14 protein-coding genes and 1 tRNA gene are annotated in these 15,120 nt (G+C 71.0%); 4 read left to right on the forward strand and 11 right to left on the reverse strand.

All coding sequences use genetic code 11. The features are described 5' to 3' along the window. Positions 1-103 precede the first annotated feature (103 nt). On the forward strand, positions 104-457 hold the full coding sequence (locus D3A59_RS18140; RefSeq protein ID WP_157991584.1) for a DUF2917 domain-containing protein: 354 nt from the start codon (positions 104-106) through the stop codon (positions 455-457). Between the two features lie 22 nt (positions 458-479). On the opposite strand, the gene D3A59_RS18145 is transcribed toward D3A59_RS18140, so the two are convergent. The 4 genes from D3A59_RS18145 to def all read right to left on the reverse strand — a co-directional run bounded on the left by D3A59_RS18145 (position 480) and on the right by def (position 3,423). Continuing rightward, the gene (locus tag D3A59_RS18145) at positions 480-866 is read right to left on the reverse strand and encodes a hypothetical protein (RefSeq protein ID WP_336470423.1); all 387 of its coding nucleotides are present in this window, start codon (positions 864-866) and stop codon (positions 480-482) included. 156 nt (positions 867-1,022) lie between these two features. Continuing rightward, positions 1,023-1,880, reverse strand: a complete 858-nt coding sequence (htpX, locus tag D3A59_RS18150) for a zinc metalloprotease HtpX (RefSeq protein ID WP_119156742.1) — start codon at positions 1,878-1,880, stop codon at positions 1,023-1,025. A gap of 71 nt (positions 1,881-1,951) precedes the next feature. Beyond that, complete coding sequence (fmt, locus tag D3A59_RS18155; protein WP_119156743.1) at positions 1,952-2,911, reverse strand: methionyl-tRNA formyltransferase; 960 nt, start codon at positions 2,909-2,911, stop codon at positions 1,952-1,954. Continuing rightward, a complete protein-coding gene (gene def / locus D3A59_RS18160) occupies positions 2,911-3,423 on the reverse strand; it encodes a peptide deformylase (protein ID WP_119156744.1) in 513 nt (170 codons plus the stop codon). The genes fmt and def overlap by 1 nt, the downstream gene beginning before the upstream one ends. Positions 3,424-3,673: 250 nt before the next feature. On the opposite strand from def, the gene D3A59_RS18165 reads away from it, so the two are divergent. The 3 genes from D3A59_RS18165 (at position 3,674) to D3A59_RS18175 (ending at position 6,520) form a co-directional block, all read left to right on the forward strand. Then, positions 3,674-4,825 (forward strand): LysM peptidoglycan-binding domain-containing protein, encoded by a 1,152-nt coding sequence (locus D3A59_RS18165; protein ID WP_119156745.1) that lies wholly within the window; start codon positions 3,674-3,676, stop codon positions 4,823-4,825. Between the two features lie 40 nt (positions 4,826-4,865). Beyond that, complete coding sequence (gene dprA, locus D3A59_RS18170) at positions 4,866-5,978, forward strand: DNA-processing protein DprA (protein ID WP_119156786.1); 1,113 nt, start codon at positions 4,866-4,868, stop codon at positions 5,976-5,978. An 89-nt stretch (positions 5,979-6,067) separates the two neighbouring features. Next, complete coding sequence (locus tag D3A59_RS18175) at positions 6,068-6,520, forward strand: Smg family protein (RefSeq protein WP_119156746.1); 453 nt, start codon at positions 6,068-6,070, stop codon at positions 6,518-6,520. Positions 6,521-6,598: 78 nt separating this feature from the next. On the opposite strand, the gene D3A59_RS18180 is transcribed toward D3A59_RS18175, so the two are convergent. The 7 genes from D3A59_RS18180 to cutA all read right to left on the reverse strand — a co-directional run bounded on the left by D3A59_RS18180 (position 6,599) and on the right by cutA (position 15,090). Continuing rightward, entirely contained in the window at positions 6,599-8,896 is a 2,298-nt protein-coding gene (locus D3A59_RS18180) for a DUF1631 family protein (protein WP_119156747.1), read from the reverse strand. 44 nt (positions 8,897-8,940) lie between these two features. Further along, complete coding sequence (gene secF / locus D3A59_RS18185; RefSeq protein ID WP_119156748.1) at positions 8,941-9,972, reverse strand: protein translocase subunit SecF; 1,032 nt, start codon at positions 9,970-9,972, stop codon at positions 8,941-8,943. A 131-nt stretch (positions 9,973-10,103) separates the two neighbouring features. Then, complete coding sequence (secD, locus tag D3A59_RS18190; protein ID WP_119156749.1) at positions 10,104-11,987, reverse strand: protein translocase subunit SecD; 1,884 nt, start codon at positions 11,985-11,987, stop codon at positions 10,104-10,106. A gap of 78 nt (positions 11,988-12,065) precedes the next feature. Then, positions 12,066-12,392: a preprotein translocase subunit YajC gene (gene yajC, locus D3A59_RS18195; protein WP_119156750.1), complete on the reverse strand. Its 327-nt coding sequence runs from the start codon at positions 12,390-12,392 to the stop codon at positions 12,066-12,068. A 227-nt stretch (positions 12,393-12,619) separates the two neighbouring features. Next, positions 12,620-12,696, reverse strand: a tRNA-Met gene (locus D3A59_RS18200). Positions 12,697-12,763: 67 nt separating this feature from the next. Further along, positions 12,764-14,755 carry a protein-disulfide reductase DsbD gene (gene dsbD, locus D3A59_RS18205; RefSeq protein WP_119156751.1) on the reverse strand — a complete coding sequence of 664 codons (1,992 nt, stop codon included), beginning with the start codon at positions 14,753-14,755 and terminating at the stop codon, positions 12,764-12,766. Beyond that, the gene (gene cutA / locus D3A59_RS18210) at positions 14,752-15,090 is read right to left on the reverse strand and encodes a divalent-cation tolerance protein CutA (protein WP_119156752.1); all 339 of its coding nucleotides are present in this window, start codon (positions 15,088-15,090) and stop codon (positions 14,752-14,754) included. Before cutA ends, dsbD begins: the two co-directional genes overlap by 4 nt. Positions 15,091-15,120 lie beyond the last annotated feature (30 nt).

Raw genomic sequence — 15,120 nt, forward strand, 5'->3', positions numbered from 1 at the left:
CTCCTCATCAATCCACGGCATCGAACTCATTGGACCACGCGCCGCCCCGGGAGGAAACTGCCCTTGTCGAACTCACCAGGAGCCAGTCATGCACAAGCTTTCGATGCCTGTCCGTCAAGAATCCGGCGACACGGGATGGCAGCTCGCGCCGGGCGAGGCCTGCAGCTGGGTGGCGCCGAAGGCGCACCTGCTCGAGGTGGTGGAGGGCCGTCTGTGGATCACCTGCACGCGGCGCGGCGAACCGCTCGCGCGCGACGTGGTGCTGGCCCGGGGCGAGACACTGCGCGTCGAGCGCGGCGACCGGCTGGTGCTGGAGGGCTGGCCCGGCGCGCGCTTCGAGTTCAAGCTGGTGCGCGAGCCGCGCGCGCGTCGGCCGCAGGCCGCGCAGCAGCCCGGCTGGATCGCGGAGCTGCGCGGGATACTGGGCGGGCGCCGGGTCGCGGCCGGCGGGGGCTGATGAGCCCGCCGGGTCAGGGTCCTTACAGGGCGCGCGCCAGCGGCCGGCCGCCGCGCTGCTGCGCCTTCGGCGGCGCCTCTTCCTCTTCTTCCTCGTCCTCGGGAGGCTTGTTTCCTGCTGCCGCGGCGGATTTCTGCAGCTTCGCGAGTGCCGGCGGGGGCAGCTGCGGCGTCACCTCGCGGATGTCGTTCTCGCGCATGTAGTCGTTCATCTCGCGCCATCCGGCGAAGACCGCCGCCTTGTCGGCCTGCGTGTTGAGCGTGTAGCAGTCCTCGATCGCGCGGCCGGCATGCCGGCAGGCGCTGCCGATCGCCCGGCTCTCGGCCTCGCGTGCGGCCGAGGCGCCGGGCATCGGGATGCCCAGCCGGGCGCAGCCCGCCAAAGCGAGGAGCAGGATCAGGGAGAGCATCGAAACGCGCATAGGTCGGACGACGAAAGGAAGGCAGGTGCTCCTGCTTTCGGCGCCCGGAGGGCGAACTTGAGCCGGCCGCCCGCTCCGACGCGGCCCGGACAAGAAAAAGCCCCGCGGAGCGGGGCTTCGGCCGGGAAAGTCCGCGCGGGCGCGTCAGCGCATCATGCCGCCGTGAGCCATCGCCATCAGCCGCGCCACCCGCTCCTCGGTGGACGGGTGGGTGCTGAACAGGCCGCGCAGGCCGCCGCCGGACAGCGGGTTCACGATCATCATCTGCGCCGTCTCGGGATGGCGCTCGGTCGCGTTCAGCGGGATGCCCTGCGCGTAGCGGTTGATCTTGTCGAGCGCGCTGGCAAGCGCCTGCGGGTCGCCGCAGATCTCGGCGCCGCCGCGGTCGGCCTCGAACTCGCGCGCGCGGCTGATCGCCATCTGGATCAGGCCGGCGGCGAGCGGCGCGAGCATCGCCACGAGGATGCCGGCGATCGGGTTGACCGGGCGGCCCTCCGCATCGCGGCCGCCGAAGAACATCGCGAAGTTCGCGAGCATCGAGATCGCGCCGGCCATCGTCGCGCTGATCGTCGAGATCAGGATGTCGCGGTGCTTGACGTGCGCGAGCTCGTGCGCCATCACGCCGCGCAGCTCGCGGTTGGAGAGCACGCGCATGATGCCGGTGGTCGCGGCCACCGCGGCGTTCTCGGGGTTGCGGCCGGTCGCGAAGGCGTTGGGCGCGTCCTCGTCGATGATGTAGACCTTGGGCATCGGCAACTGCGCCCGCGTGGCGAGCTCGCGCACCATCGCGTGGAACTGCGGCGCGGTGGTCTCGTCGACCTCGCGCGCGTTGTACATCTTCAGCACCAGCTTGTCGGAATACCAGTAGCTGAAGAAGTTCATGCCGAGCGCCACCAGCAGCGCCAGCATCATCCCGGTGCGCCCGCCGATCATGGCCCCCAGCGCCATGAACAGCGCGGTGATGGCGGCCATCAGGATGGCGGTCTTCATCAGGTTGAACATCGCGTCTCTTCTCCTGTGGGTGCGTGCGGGTTCGGTCCTGCTTCAGATGCGGGCGGCGGGCCGGAGTTCAATCAATCGACAGGCCGCTCGAACACCATGCCGGGGCGCACCGGGTGGCCGCGCAGGAAGTCGCGCGCGGCGAGCCGGCGCCCGCCCGGCTTCTGCAGCTCGGTGAGCCGCAGCGCACCGTGGCCACAGGCGACCGTGATGCCCTCGTCGTCGACGGCCAGCACGGTGCCGGGCACGCCCTCGCCGGGCGCCGGCTGCGCCGCCCAGCACTTCACCGGCACGCCGTCGAGGCTCGCGAGCGCGCCGGGGAAGGGATCGAAGGCGCGGATGCGGCGGTCGATCGCCTCGGCGGGCTGCGACCAGTCGATCGCGGCTTCCGCCTTCTCGATCTTGTGCGCATACGTCACGCCCTCGGCCGGCTGAGGCCGCACCGCGAGCGGGCCCTGGCGCAGCCGCTGCAGCGTCTCGACCATCAGCCGGCCGCCGAGCGCGGCGAGGCGGTCGTGCAGCGTGGCGGTGCGGTCCCCGGGAGCGATCGCGAGGCGCTCGACGCACAGCATGTCGCCGGTGTCGAGCCCCTCGTCCATCTGCATGATCGTGATGCCGGTCTCGGCGTCGCCGGCCTCGATCGCGCGGTGGATCGGCGCCGCGCCGCGCCAGCGCGGCAGCAGCGAGGCATGGATGTTCAGGCAGCCCAGGCGGGGCAGCGCCAGCACCCAGGCCGGCAGGATCAGCCCGTAGGCGGCGACCACCATCACGTCGGGCGCCGCGGCCTGCAGCCGCTCGCGCGCGGCCGCGGCCTCGTCGGGGTACTTGCCGTCGAGGCGCAGGCTGCGCGGCTGCGCGACCTCGATGCCGAGCTGCTGCGCGAGCTGCTTGACGGGGCTCGCCTGCAGCTTCATGCCGCGGCCGGCGGGCCGGTCGGGCTGCGTCAGCACCAGCGGGAGCTCGAAGCCCGCGGCATGCAGATCCTGGAGCGCGACGCGGGCGAACTCGGGCGTGCCGGCGAAAACGACCCGCATCAGGCCTTGACCTCGTCGCGCGACTTCTTCTGCAGCTTGGCGCGGATGCGGTTGCGCTTGAGCGGCGACAGGTACTCGACGAAGACCTTGCCCATCAGGTGATCCATCTCGTGCTGCACGCACACCGCGAGCAGCTCGTCGGCGTCGAACTCGTAGGGCTTGCCGTCGCGGTCGAGCGCGCGCACCCGCACGCGGGCATGGCGCTGCACCTTGTCGTAGATCGCCGGCACCGACAGGCAGCCCTCCTCCCAGACGATCATCTCGTCGCTGGCCTTCACGAGCTCCGGATTGATCAGCACGCGCGGATCGTTGCGCTCCTCGGAGGTGTCGATGACGATGACGCGCTCGTGCACGTCGACCTGCGTGGCGGCGAGGCCGACGCCGTTGGCGTCGTACATCGTATCGATCATGTCGTCGACCAGGCGGCGGATGCGGTCGTCCACCTGCGCCACCGGCTTGGCCACGGTGTGCAGGCGGGGGTCGGGATAACGCAGGATATTGAGTATGGCCATGGCAGGGAATCGGTGCGCGCGCGGCGCGCGGTGGCGGTCGCCGCAGGCGGCCGCAGTGTGAAAGGCGCCGCGCCGTGTCGCTTCGCGAGTGACACAAATCGTTGCGGCATCAATGCTTTGTGGGCAGAATCTGTGAGCGAAAGTGGGGATTTTCCCCCACTTGCCGCTGCCAGCGCGCGTCGAAAACTCATTAACCATATCCAGCCTCATGGCGGCGCCCGTCGCTGCCGTGCCGGCCCGCGGAGCCCCCATGTCCTCTCTCCCGTCGCTGTCCCGCCGCATCCTGGCCGGGGCCCTGGTCTCACTGATCGGCGTCGGAGCCGCCGGGGCCACCGGCTTTCCGGTCACCGTGGCACAGCGCACCACGGCGCAGCAGGTCGCGCAGGCCGGGGTGCCGCTGGAGGACATCGCACCGAACGCACCGGACAGCCACGTGGTGCGGCCGGGCGACACGCTGTGGCACATCTCGGGAATGTTCCTGAAGACCCCGTGGCGCTGGCCGGAGCTGTGGGGCCTGAACCTCGAGCAGATCCGCAATCCGCACCTGATCTACCCCGGACAGCTCCTGGTGCTCGAGAAGATCGACGGCCGCGCCCGGCTGCGCGTGGGTCAGGCGATCGGCACGCCGGGGAGCGGCCAGACCGTGAAGCTGTCGCCGCGCGTGCGCAGCTCGCTGCTGCCCGACGACGCGATCCCGCCGATCCCGCTGCACCTGATCGAGCCCTTCCTGAACGAAGCCATCATCTTCGACCACAACGAGCTCGAACGCGCGCCGCGCGTGGTGGCCGCACAGGAGGGCCGTGTGCTGCTGACGCGCGGCGACCGCGCCTACGTCCGCGGCGAGCTGGGCAAGGCGCGCGAATGGCGGCTGTTCCGCGAGGCTAAGCCGCTGCGGGACCCCGACACGCGCGAGATCCTCGGCTACGAGGCGGCCTACCTCGGCACCACCGAGTACGTGAAGCCGGCCGAGACGGGCCCGCGCGGCGAGTACATCCCGGCCAGCTTCACGGTGCTGAGCGCCAAGCAGGAGGTGGGCGTGGGCGACCGGCTCGCGCCGATGCCCGAGCGCGAGTTCCTGAGCTACGCGCCCCACGCACCGCAGAAGGAGATGGACGGCCGCATCGTCTCGATCTACGGCGAGGCGCTCTCGGCCGGACAGAACCAGATCGTCGCGCTCAACCGCGGCGAGGCCGACGGCCTCGAGCGCGGGCATGTGCTGGCCCTGTGGCGCTACGGCAGCAAGGCGGTGGACCGCACGCAGGGGCGGGCGCTGCGCATGCAGTTGCCCGACGAGCGTCACGGCCTGCTCTTCGTCTTCCGCACCTTCGAGCGCATGTCCTATGCGCTGATCCTGAACGTGCAGGAGCCGGTGAAGGTCGGCGACCGCTTCACGCAGCCCTGAGGACCGGCCCGCAAGGCCCCTTCTTCCCGCCCGCAGCGTGATCGCACACGGGGAACTGGCCGCCTGGCTGCGGCTGCTGGAGACACCGGGGGTGGGACGGGAGTCCGCCCGCCGCCTGCTCGCCGCCTTCGGCTCGCCGCAGGCCGTGCTGGAGGCCTCGACCGCGGCACGGCGCCAGGTGGTGCCGGCGGGGCCTGCAGCGGCGCTGGAGCGCGAGCCCGCGACGCTGGCCGCGCTGCTCGACGCGACGCTGCGCTGGCTCGAGGCAGAGCCGCAGCGGCATGTCGTCACGCTCGGCGACCCCGACTACCCGGCCCGGCTGCTCGCCACCGCCGACCCGCCCCTGCTGCTGCATGCCGCGGGACGGCTGGAGTTGCTGGCGGCCCCGTCGGTGGCCGTGGTCGGCAGCCGCCACCCGACCCGCCAGGGGCTCGACCACGCGCGGGCCTTCGCGGCCCACCTGAGTCGTGCCGGGTTGGCGGTCGTCTCGGGGCTCGCGCTCGGCATCGACGGCGCGGCGCACGAGGGCGCGCTGCAGGGACCCGGCGGGACCGTGGCGGTGGTCGGCACCGGGCTCGACCAGGTCTATCCGCGCGGACACGGCGAACTCGCCCGCCGCATCGCCGCGCAGGGCCTGCTGCTGAGCGAGTACGTGCTCGGCACGCCCCCGCTGCCCGGCAACTTCCCGCGCCGCAACCGCATCATCTCCGGCCTGTCGCTCGGCACGCTGGTGGTCGAGGCGGCGCTGCAATCGGGCTCGCTGATCACCGCGCGGCTGGCGCTCGAGCAGGGGCGCGAGGTGTTCGCGATCCCCGGCTCGCTGCATTCGCCGCAATCGCGCGGCTGCCATGCGCTGATCAAGCAGGGCGCGAAGCTCGTCGAGACCGCGCAGGACCTGCTCGAGGAACTGTGCCTGCCGACGACCGCCGCCGCCGCCGCGGGGCCCCGGGAGCCGGCGACCGGCGGGAACGAGGACGAGGACGGCGACCCGCTGCTCGCCGCGCTCGGCTGGGAGCCGGTGACGCTCGACGCGCTGGCCGCGCGCACCGGCTGGCCGGCGTCCGAGCTCAATGCCCGGCTGCTCGAGCTCGAGCTGCGCGGGCAGGTCGCGCGCCTGCCCGGGCAGTTGCTGCAGCGCATCGCGAGCGCCTGAAGTGCGCGCCGGCAAGCATCCCGGCAGACCGCACGCCATCCCGCCATCCGGGCACCGGAAGGCGCAGGCGGCTGGGGTATAGTGACTCCATGTTCGATGTGCTGGTCTACCTCTACGAGAATTACTTCCGGCCCGACGCCTGCCCGGACCAGGCCCAGTTGCGCCGCAAGCTCACCGCGGTCGGCTTCGAGAACGAGGAAATCCAGGAGGCGCTGAGCTGGCTGGACGGACTCGCGAGCAGCGCCGATTCGCACACCGGCACGCAGGGCGCCAGCAGCATGCGGGTGTTCATGCGGGCCGAGCAGGAGCAGCTCGGCGAGGAATGCATCGGCTTCGTCAGCTTCCTCGAGTCGGCCGGCGTGCTGCCGCCGCCGATGCGCGAGATGGTGATCGACCGCGCGATGGCCATCCCCGGCTCGCCGGTGGCGCTCGAGGACCTGAAGATCATCGTGCTGATGGTGTTCTGGAGCCTGGGCGAGGAGCCCGATGCGCTGATCCTCGACGAGCTGTTCGTCGATGCCGGCGACCGCCTGATCCACTGAAGCCCGCGGCCGGCGCCGCGCTGCAGGACCGAGGGCCGCGAGGCCCTTTTTTCATGCCCGGCCGACCCCGCCCCGGGCTCAGTCGAGCAGCCGGCTCGGGTCGGCGTCGAGCTTGGCCAGCGCGACGCGGGTGGCGCGTACCGTCAGCGCCTCGTCGTCCGCCGGCACCAGCAGCCCGGCCTGCAGGAAGGAGGCCAGCCGGTGCTGCTGGAACAGCACGCAGCGGCCGCCGGGCGAGGAGAACAGGCTCAGGTGCTTGCGCATGCCCTGCCAGGCGAGCTGCACCGGCTCGTTGCGCCCGCGGTAGTCGAGCTTGAACCACTGGCCGACCTGGATGCCCCTCGCCCAGGCGACCATGTCCGCGCTCGGCATCGACCCGCCTTCGCCGACCACCTCCAGCTCGGCGCTCTGGTGACCGGACAGGTCCAGCACCAGCGCCTCATCGATCTCGACGTCGTCGCCCCCGGGAAGCAGCTCCTCCAGCGCCTCGAGCCGCAGCATCAGCTCCTCGAACTGCTCGCTCGCAAGCGCCCCCGTCTTGGCGGTGAAGGCGGCCGCCAGCGAATTGTTGAGCCGCTGGATCTGCAGGTCCTGGCGCTCAGCAGGCAACCCCGCCAGCGTCATGCCCTCGCGCAGGCTCCTCAGCAGCGGCGGCAGCCGCCGGATGACCTCGCCCCGCTCCTCGCGCGTGACCTTGGCACTCGCCGACCAGATCAGGTCGGCGGCAGCCCGCTTCATCTGCCGCGTCTGCTCGCCCTGCCTCCCGGACTTGACGGCCGCCATCGCCAGCACGTCGGCCCAGACCTGGAACAGGAACTCGCGCACGCCGGCCTGCACCGGGACCTGGTCGAGCATCTTGCGCAACTCGATCATGTACTGGATCGACAGCGTCTCGCGCTGCTCGACCTGCTGCGCGAGCGACACGCCCACGCGCGAGCCCTCGTTCTCGTGGCGGAAGTAGTCCTCGAGGAACTTCTCGAACTCGCCGAGCACGGTCTGGAACACCTGCCGCCCGGTGTCCGGATAGGCCTCGACCACCTGCACGATGCGCTTGATCTCGGCCTCGATCGACGGGCCCATCGCCCCCGAGGTGGCCGCGTCGAAGCCCATCACGCACGCGCCCATGCGATCGATCAGCTTGCGCGCCGGATGGTCGGGCGAGGCGAAGAAATCGGGTTCGGTGATCGCCACGCGCAGCACCGGCATCTGCAGCCGCGCGAACCAGACCCGCACCGAGGCCGGCAGCCGGTCCTCGGTCAGGATGCTCTGGAACAGCAGCGCGACGATCTCGATCGTCGCGCGCTCGATCGGCGACTCGGCCGCGCTCTTGAGGAGCTGCCGGCTCGACTGGAGCCCGTCGAGCAGCAGGGGAGCGGTGGCCGCCGCGGGGCCGAGCTCGCGCAACTGCTGCGCGAGCCGCTGCTCCACGTCGGCCATCGCCGTCTGCAGCGCCTCGGAAACCGGTTGCCGCGGCTGCGCGGCGAAGGTCGGCAGCCGCGCCGCGATCAGGCGCTCGAGCTGCCCGCAGGCGGTCGGGGCACCGCCGCCGGCACCCGGCGGCCGCGAGGGCGCGAGACGCGACATGAGCCGGGTCTCCTCGTAGGCCGCGGCCGGGCCGCGCCATCTCGCGGGCTCGTCCCCCGACGATCCCTGCGGCCCGCCTCCCGCTGCGCCGGCAAGCGCCGCCGGGAGCGTCGGCTGGGCCACCGCGCTCACGCTGTCGTGCGCGCGCCGGATCATCGGCCGCAAGTCGATCTCGGGCATGACCCCCTGCTCGACCAGCCAGCGGTTGGTGTCGTGATAGGCGCGCACCAGCAGGTGCGCGAGTTCGGTGTGCAGCACCCCCTGCGCGGCGCGCCAGGAATCGAGCGTCAGGCCGGCCTCGCGCCAGGAATCGAGCAGCACGCGCGCGAGCACGTGCGGGCGCAAGCCGTCGCCGCCCGACAACTCCTCGCGGCGCTCCAGATGGCTCAGCCGCGAGCGCAGGTCGGTGAACTCGAAGGAGGCCCGGTCCACGATCGCCAGAGCGAGCCGCGACGCCAGAATCTCGCAGTCGATCGTGTCGTCATCGACGAGCGAGAAATCGCCCACCTTCCGGGAGAATCCGGAAGGGATCGAATCGGCCCAGCCCCTGTCGGAACGCAATCGCTCCAGGGCCTTCGAGAGGCCGCGCTCCCAGTCCCCGCGCTGGCGCCTGAGGTCCAGCCAGCTGTCGCGGCGGCGGATCGCGAGCTCCGGGGAGGCATTCTGCTCGGTCAGCAGGCGCAACCCGTCGTCCACCGCCTGCACGGCGGCGGGCAGCTCGCCCAGCAGCACTTGCAGGAAGTGCGCGCGCGCCTGGCTGGCGATCGCCTTCGGGTCAGCGGGAGGCTGCATGGCAGAAGCAGTGACTCCAGAATGCCTTGGAGCGCCCCACTCTACTACACGACCGCGCCCGCGTTGGGGTCGTCCGGATCGCCTTCGCGGCGGGTCGCCTTCACCAGGTCCTCGCGCTTGACGCCGAGCCACATCGCGATCGCGGCGGCGACGAAGACGGACGAATAGATGCCGAACAGGATGCCGATCGTCAGCGCCAGCGCGAAGTAGTACAGCGTCGGGCCGCCGAAGATCAGCATCGACAGCACCATCATCTGCGTCGAGCCGTGCGTGATGATGGTGCGGCTCATCGTGCCGGTGATCGCGTTGTCGATCACCTCGCTCGTGCTCATCTTGCGGAAGCGCCGGAACGATTCGCGGATGCGGTCGAACACCACCACCGACTCGTTGACCGAGTAGCCGAGCACCGCGAGCACCGCCGCGAGCACCGACAGCGAGAACTCCCACTGGAAGAACGCGAAGAAGCCGAGGATGATGATCACGTCGTGCAGGTTGGCGATGATCGCGGCGACCGAGAACTTCCACTCGAAGCGCAGCGCGAGGTAGATCATGATGCCGACGATCGTGACGGCGAGCGCGATCGCGCCGTCGCGCGCGAGCTCCGAGCCCACCTGCGGGCCGACGAACTCGCTGCGCTGCAGCCGCAGCGGCTCGGCACCGCCGGCCTGGCAGACCTGGCGGCTGACGGCCTCGCCCTTGTCGGTGACCGTCTCGCGCGCCTGCACGCTGCCGCCCTCGGCCTTGCACAGCGCGCCGAACACCTGCCCCACCACGTCGGACTGGCGCGCCTCGCCGCGCAGCGGCAGGCGGATCAGCACGTCGCGCGAGGTGCCGAAGTTCTGCACCTGCACCTCGCCGAGGCCGAGCCCCTCGACGGTGGAGCGCACCCGCTCGAGCTCGGCCGACTGCGCGTAGCTCACCTCGACGACGGTGCCGCCGGTGAACTCGATCGACAGGTGCAGCCCGCGCGTGACGAGGAAGAACACCGCGGCGGCGAAGGTCAGCGCCGAGATGAGGTTGAACACCAGCGCGTGCCGCATGAACGGGATGTCGCGCTTGATCCGGAAGAATTCCATCGAAGATCCTCGAGTGTCGGGCGCCGGGCCGAGCCGCCCGGGCCACAGGGCCGCTCAGGCTGGCAGCCCGGGCAGCCCGCCATGCGGACCCGCCCTGCCGGGCAGGCCGGGTCCGCACCGCTTTTTACGCATCACGCCTTGCCGGTCGCGTCCGCGGCCGTCGCCGGCCTCCAGACCTGTCCGATCGCCACCGACTTGAGCTTCTTCTTGCGGCCGTACCAGAGATTCACCAGCCCGCGCGAGAACAGCACCGCCGAGAACATCGAGGTCAGGATGCCCAGGCAGTGCACCACCGCGAAGCCGCGCACCGGGCCGGAGCCGAAGGCGAGCAGCGCGAGACCCGCGATCAGCGTCGTGATGTTGGAGTCCAGGATGGTGGCCCAGGCGCGCTCGTAGCCGGCGTGGATCGCCGCCTGCGGCGCAACGCCCGCGCGCAGCTCCTCGCGCACCCGCTCGTTGATCAGCACGTTGGCGTCGATCGCCATGCCCAGCGTCAGCGCGATGGCGGCGATGCCGGGCAGCGTGAGGGTGGCCTGCAGCATCGACAGCAGCGCCACGAGCAGCATCAGGTTGACCGCCAGCGCGATCGTCGAGAACACGCCGAAGAGCTGGTAGTAAACGACCATGAACACGGCGATCGCGATGAAGCCGTAGATCACGCTGTTGAAGCCCTTGGCGATGTTGTCGGCGCCCAGGCTCGGGCCGATCGTTCGCTCCTCGATGATCTCCATCGGCGCGGCGAGCGAGCCCGCGCGCAGCAGCAGCGCGGTGTCGGCCGCCTCGGCGGTGGTCATGCGCCCGGAGATCTGCACGCGGCCGCCACCGATCTCGGAGCGGATCACCGGCGCGGTCACCACCTCGCCGCGGCCCTTCTCGAACAACAGGATCGCCATGCGCTTGCCGACGTTCTCGCGCGTGACGTCGCGGAAGATGCGCGAACCCTTCGCGTCGAGCGTCAGGTGCACCGCCGGCTCCTGGGTCTGGCCGTCGAAGCCGGGCTGCGCGTCGGTGAGGTTCTCGCCGGTCAGGATGACCTGGCGCTTGACGATCACCGGGGCGCCGCCGCGCTCGAGGTAGCGCTCGGTGCCGAAGGGCACCGGGCCGGTGCCGGCCGCGGCGGCCGCGGCTTCCGCGCTGTCGTCGACCAGGCGCACCTCCAGCGTCGCGGTGCGGCCGATGATGTCCTTGGCCTTCGCGGTGTCCTGCACGCCCGGCAGCTGCACCACCACGCGGTCGAGGCCCTGCTGCTGGATCACGGGCTCGGCGACGCCGAGCTCGTTGACGCGGTTGTTCAGCGTCGTGATGTTCTGGCGCAGCGCCTGCTCCTGCACGCGGCGCGCCGCCTCGGGCTTGAGCGAGCCGATCAGGCGGAACTCGCCGCCCTCGGGCTGCTCCTGCCACTGCAGGTCGGGCAGCGTGTCGCCGAGCGTGTTGCGCGCCGCGGCCAGCGTGGCCGCGTCGCGGAAACGCAGCTCGATCGCGTTGCCCTGCCGCTGGATGCCGGCGTGGCGGATGTTCTTGTCGCGCAGCAGGCTGCGGATGTCGCCGGTCAGCGATTCCGCGCGCTTGGTCAGCGCCGCGTTCATGTCCACCTGCATCAGGAAGTGGACGCCGCCGCGCAGGTCGAGGCCGAGGTACATCGGCAGCGCGTGCAGCGAGCTCAGCCACTCGGGCGAGGCCGACAGCAGGTTCAGCGCGACGATGTAGCCGGGATCGGCGGGATTGGGGTTCAGCGCGCGGCTGAGCACGTCCTTCGCGCGCAGCTGGGTGTCGGTCGAGGAAAAGCGCGCCTTCACCGAGTTGCCGTCGAACTGCACGAAGTCCGGCTGCAGGCCGGCCTCCTTCAGCACCGTCTCCACGCGGGCGGCCAGCGCCGGCTCGACCTTCAGGGTCGCCTTGCCGCTGGACACCTGGACCGCCGGCGCCTCACCAAAGAAGTTCGGTAGCGTGTAGATCAGGCCGACCAGCACGGCGACCACGAGGATCGCGTATTTCCACCAGGGGTAGCGGTTCATCTCGTCTCTTTCGCCGGCCGGCCGCGCGTGCGGCCGCCAGCTCGTTTCGCGGCGGACGAACGGGCGTCCGCCCGCGGCTTACTTGAAGGTGCCCTTGGGCAGCACCTGCACCACCGAGCTGCGCTGCACCTGCAGCTCGACGCCGTTGGCGACTTCGACATGGAGGTAGGTTTCGCCCATGCGCGCGATGCGTCCGAGCACGCCACTGGCCAGCACCACCTCGTCCCCCTTGGCGAGCGCATCGATCATCGCCTTGTGCTCCTTCTGCCGCTTCATCTGGGGACGGATCATGATGAAGTACAGCACCACGAACATCAGCACCAGCGGCAGCATGCTCATGAGGGTCGACTCGGCGCCGCCTTGAGCGGCCGGAGCGGCCTGGGCAAAGGCTTCAGAGATAAACACGGATCACTTCTCCAAGGGGTCAGGACAAACGACTGATTGTATGTCCTGCCATGAAGGCTCTCGGTTCCCTGCCCTTGCCGCACCCCAGGAGTTTTGCACCGCCCCGCCCAGGGAAAACCCTCGATGGACGCACGCGCATCCCGGCACGTGCAGGTCTTCCCCCATTGAGAAGAAAACCGCAACGCGAAAAAAAGCAGGCCCTCGCGATGGAGGGCCTGCTTGATATTTGGTTGCGGGGGCTGGATTTGAACCAACGACCTTTGGGTTATGAGCCCAACGAGCTACCAGACTGCTCCACCCCGCGTCAGAAGTGAAACTATAGCACGACCAAAACTTCCTGCGCAAGCACTTCGTCGATTTTTTGAAAGGGCTCAGAGCCCGGCGGCTTGCAGGCTCTGCAGGAAGCGATCCGCGGACTGGAAGCCGATCACCCGCACGCCGGGCAGCTCGCGCCCCTGGGCGTCGAAGAAGATGATGCCGGGCGGGCCGAAGAGGCGGAAGCGCTTTAGCAGCGCGCGGTGCTCGGCGTCGTTGGCCGTCACGTCCGCCTTCAGCAGCAGCGCACCGGACATCAGCTCGCGCACCCGCGGATCGCTGAAGGTGAAGGCCTCCATCTCCTTGCACGAGACACACCAGTCGGCATAGAAATCAAGCATCACCGGCCGGCCCGCGCTGCGCAGCAGCGCATCGAGCTCGGCATTGCTCGCGACTGGACGGAAGCGCAGCGCGGCATCGTCGGCGGCGGCTTCCGGTGATATGGCCCCGGCTGCCGATGACCGCGCGAAATGGCGAAGCGGCTGCCAGGGATCGCTGCCGCCGGAGGCCGCACCCACCAGCTGCAGCCCGCCGAGCATCGCGAGCACGACACCAACCCCCTTGAAGAAGCGCGCCCAGCCGCGCGCCCCCGCATGCAGTGGGTCGAACACGCGCAGGTAGACCGCGCCGATCAGCAACAGCGCGCCCCACAGCAGCATCGCCAGCGCCCCGGGCAGCACCGGCTGCAGCAGCCACAGCGCGACCGCGATCAGCAGCGCGCCGAAGAAGTGCTTCACGTGCTCCATCCAGCCGCCGGCGCGCGGCAGCCAGCGGCCCGCCGAGGCGCCGAGCAGCAGCAGCGGCACGCTCATGCCCCAGGCGAGCGAGAACAGCGCGCCGCCGCCGAGCAGCACGTCGCGCGTCTGGCTGATGTAGAGCAGCGCCCCGGCCAGCGGCGCCGCGACGCAGGGGCTGACGATCAGCGCCGAGATGCCGCCCATCGCGAACACGCCCAGCAGCGAGCCGCCGCGCGAGCGCCCCGCGGCGTGCGCGAGCCGCTCGCGCAGCGCGGCGGGCAGCTGCAGCTCGTAGAAGCCGAACATCGACAGCGCCAGCAGCACCAGCAGCGCCGCGAAGGCGCCCAGCACCCAGGGCGTCTGCAGCCAGGCGGCGAGCCCTTCGCCGACCAGACCGGCCGCCACGCCGAAGGCGGTGTAGACGAGCGCCATGCCGAGGGAGTACGCCAGCGCCAGCGTGAGCCCGCGGCTGCGCTGCGACGCCGCGGGCGCCTCCTGGCCCGCGATCAGCGAGGACAGGATCGGCAGCATCGGCAGCACGCAGGGCGTCAGCGACAGCAGCAGTCCCGCGACGAAGAAGACGGCGGCGACCAGCAGCAGGTTGCCCGACTGCAGCGCGGCGTCGATCCGGTCCCCGACGCCGCCTCCCGCCGCCGCATCGCCCGGGCCTCCCGCGTCCTGAGGCGCCGCGGCGGCGGGCAGCGCCGGTGCCGACTGCGCTGCTGCCGAGGCGTTCGGCGTCGAGGAGAACCAGCGCGAGAGGACGCCGCCCGGCCCGCGCCAGCGCTCGGCCTCCGACTCGCTCAGCACGGCCACCCGGTCGGTCGCGGCGCCGAAGGCGGCGAGCTGGACCTCGGCATGGCTCTGCATTGGCGGATAGCAGATGCCCTGGTCGGCACAGCCCTGGCTGGTGACGCCGAGCTTGAAGGGTCCGCCCGCCTGCTCCACCGGCAGGCGGATCGTCAGCGTGCCGCGGTGGGTCTCGACCTCCTTCTTGAAGGTCTCGTCGAACTTGACCTTGCCGGCCGGGATGTCGGCGGTGCCGAGCGTCACCGGCGCCCCGTCCACGCCGCTCGCCTCGAAGCGGAACTGCTCGCGGTACATGTAGTAGCCGGGCGCGACGTCGAAGCGCAGCTCGAGCGTGCGCGCATCGGCAGCGCGGGCGGAGAAGCGGAAGGCCTTCTCCGGCGCCAGGAAGTCCTCGGACGCGCGCGACAGCGCCGGGGCCAGCAGCAGCCACAGCGCGAGCAGGCCCAGCAGCCAGGACCAGGGCAGTCGGGACGCGGGCGCGCGTCCCCGGGGGCAGGTCATCTCGGATCTCCTTGGGTCTGTGTGACCAGCCATTCCAGATAGGGTTCCAGGCTGGCCGCCACCGGCAGCGCCAGCAGCTCCGGCACCTCGTAGGGATGCAGGCCGGGCAGGCGCTCGAGCAGCGCCGGCCAGCGCTCGGCGGTGGTCTTGAGCAGCAGCAGCCACTCGGCACTCTCCTCGATCGCGCCCTTCCACCAGTACATCGAGACGGCGCCGGGCAGCAGCGTGGCGCAGGCGACCAGCCGTGCCTCGAGCAGCTCACGCGCGAGGCGCCGGGCGGACGCCTCGTCGGGTGCGGTGCTCAGCGCAACCAGGACGGCAGGGGATTCGGACATGGCAGGCTCCCGGAAGGACGTGCGGGGGAC

Origin of the sequence: Caldimonas tepidiphila, from assembly GCF_003569765.1 — a bacterium.
Classification (GTDB): Bacteria; Pseudomonadota; Gammaproteobacteria; order Burkholderiales; family Burkholderiaceae_C; genus Caldimonas; species Caldimonas tepidiphila.

Coding starts and splice junctions, on each gene's coding strand:
- D3A59_RS18140 (WP_157991584.1), top strand. CDS start 104: ATGCCTGTCCGTCAAGAATCCGGCGACACGGGATGGCAGCTCGCGCCG.
- D3A59_RS18145 (WP_336470423.1), bottom strand. CDS start 866: ATGCTCTCCCTGATCCTGCTCCTCGCTTTGGCGGGCTGCGCCCGGCTG.
- htpX (WP_119156742.1), bottom strand. CDS start 1,880: ATGTTCAACCTGATGAAGACCGCCATCCTGATGGCCGCCATCACCGCG.
- fmt (WP_119156743.1), bottom strand. CDS start 2,911: ATGCGGGTCGTTTTCGCCGGCACGCCCGAGTTCGCCCGCGTCGCGCTC.
- def (WP_119156744.1), bottom strand. CDS start 3,423: ATGGCCATACTCAATATCCTGCGTTATCCCGACCCCCGCCTGCACACC.
- D3A59_RS18165 (WP_119156745.1), top strand. CDS start 3,674: ATGTCCTCTCTCCCGTCGCTGTCCCGCCGCATCCTGGCCGGGGCCCTG.
- D3A59_RS18175 (WP_119156746.1), top strand. CDS start 6,068: ATGTTCGATGTGCTGGTCTACCTCTACGAGAATTACTTCCGGCCCGAC.
- D3A59_RS18180 (WP_119156747.1), bottom strand. CDS start 8,896: ATGCAGCCTCCCGCTGACCCGAAGGCGATCGCCAGCCAGGCGCGCGCG.
- secF (WP_119156748.1), bottom strand. CDS start 9,972: ATGGAATTCTTCCGGATCAAGCGCGACATCCCGTTCATGCGGCACGCG.
- secD (WP_119156749.1), bottom strand. CDS start 11,987: ATGAACCGCTACCCCTGGTGGAAATACGCGATCCTCGTGGTCGCCGTG.
- dsbD (WP_119156751.1), bottom strand. CDS start 14,755: ATGACCTGCCCCCGGGGACGCGCGCCCGCGTCCCGACTGCCCTGGTCC.
- cutA (WP_119156752.1), bottom strand. CDS start 15,090: ATGTCCGAATCCCCTGCCGTCCTGGTTGCGCTGAGCACCGCACCCGAC.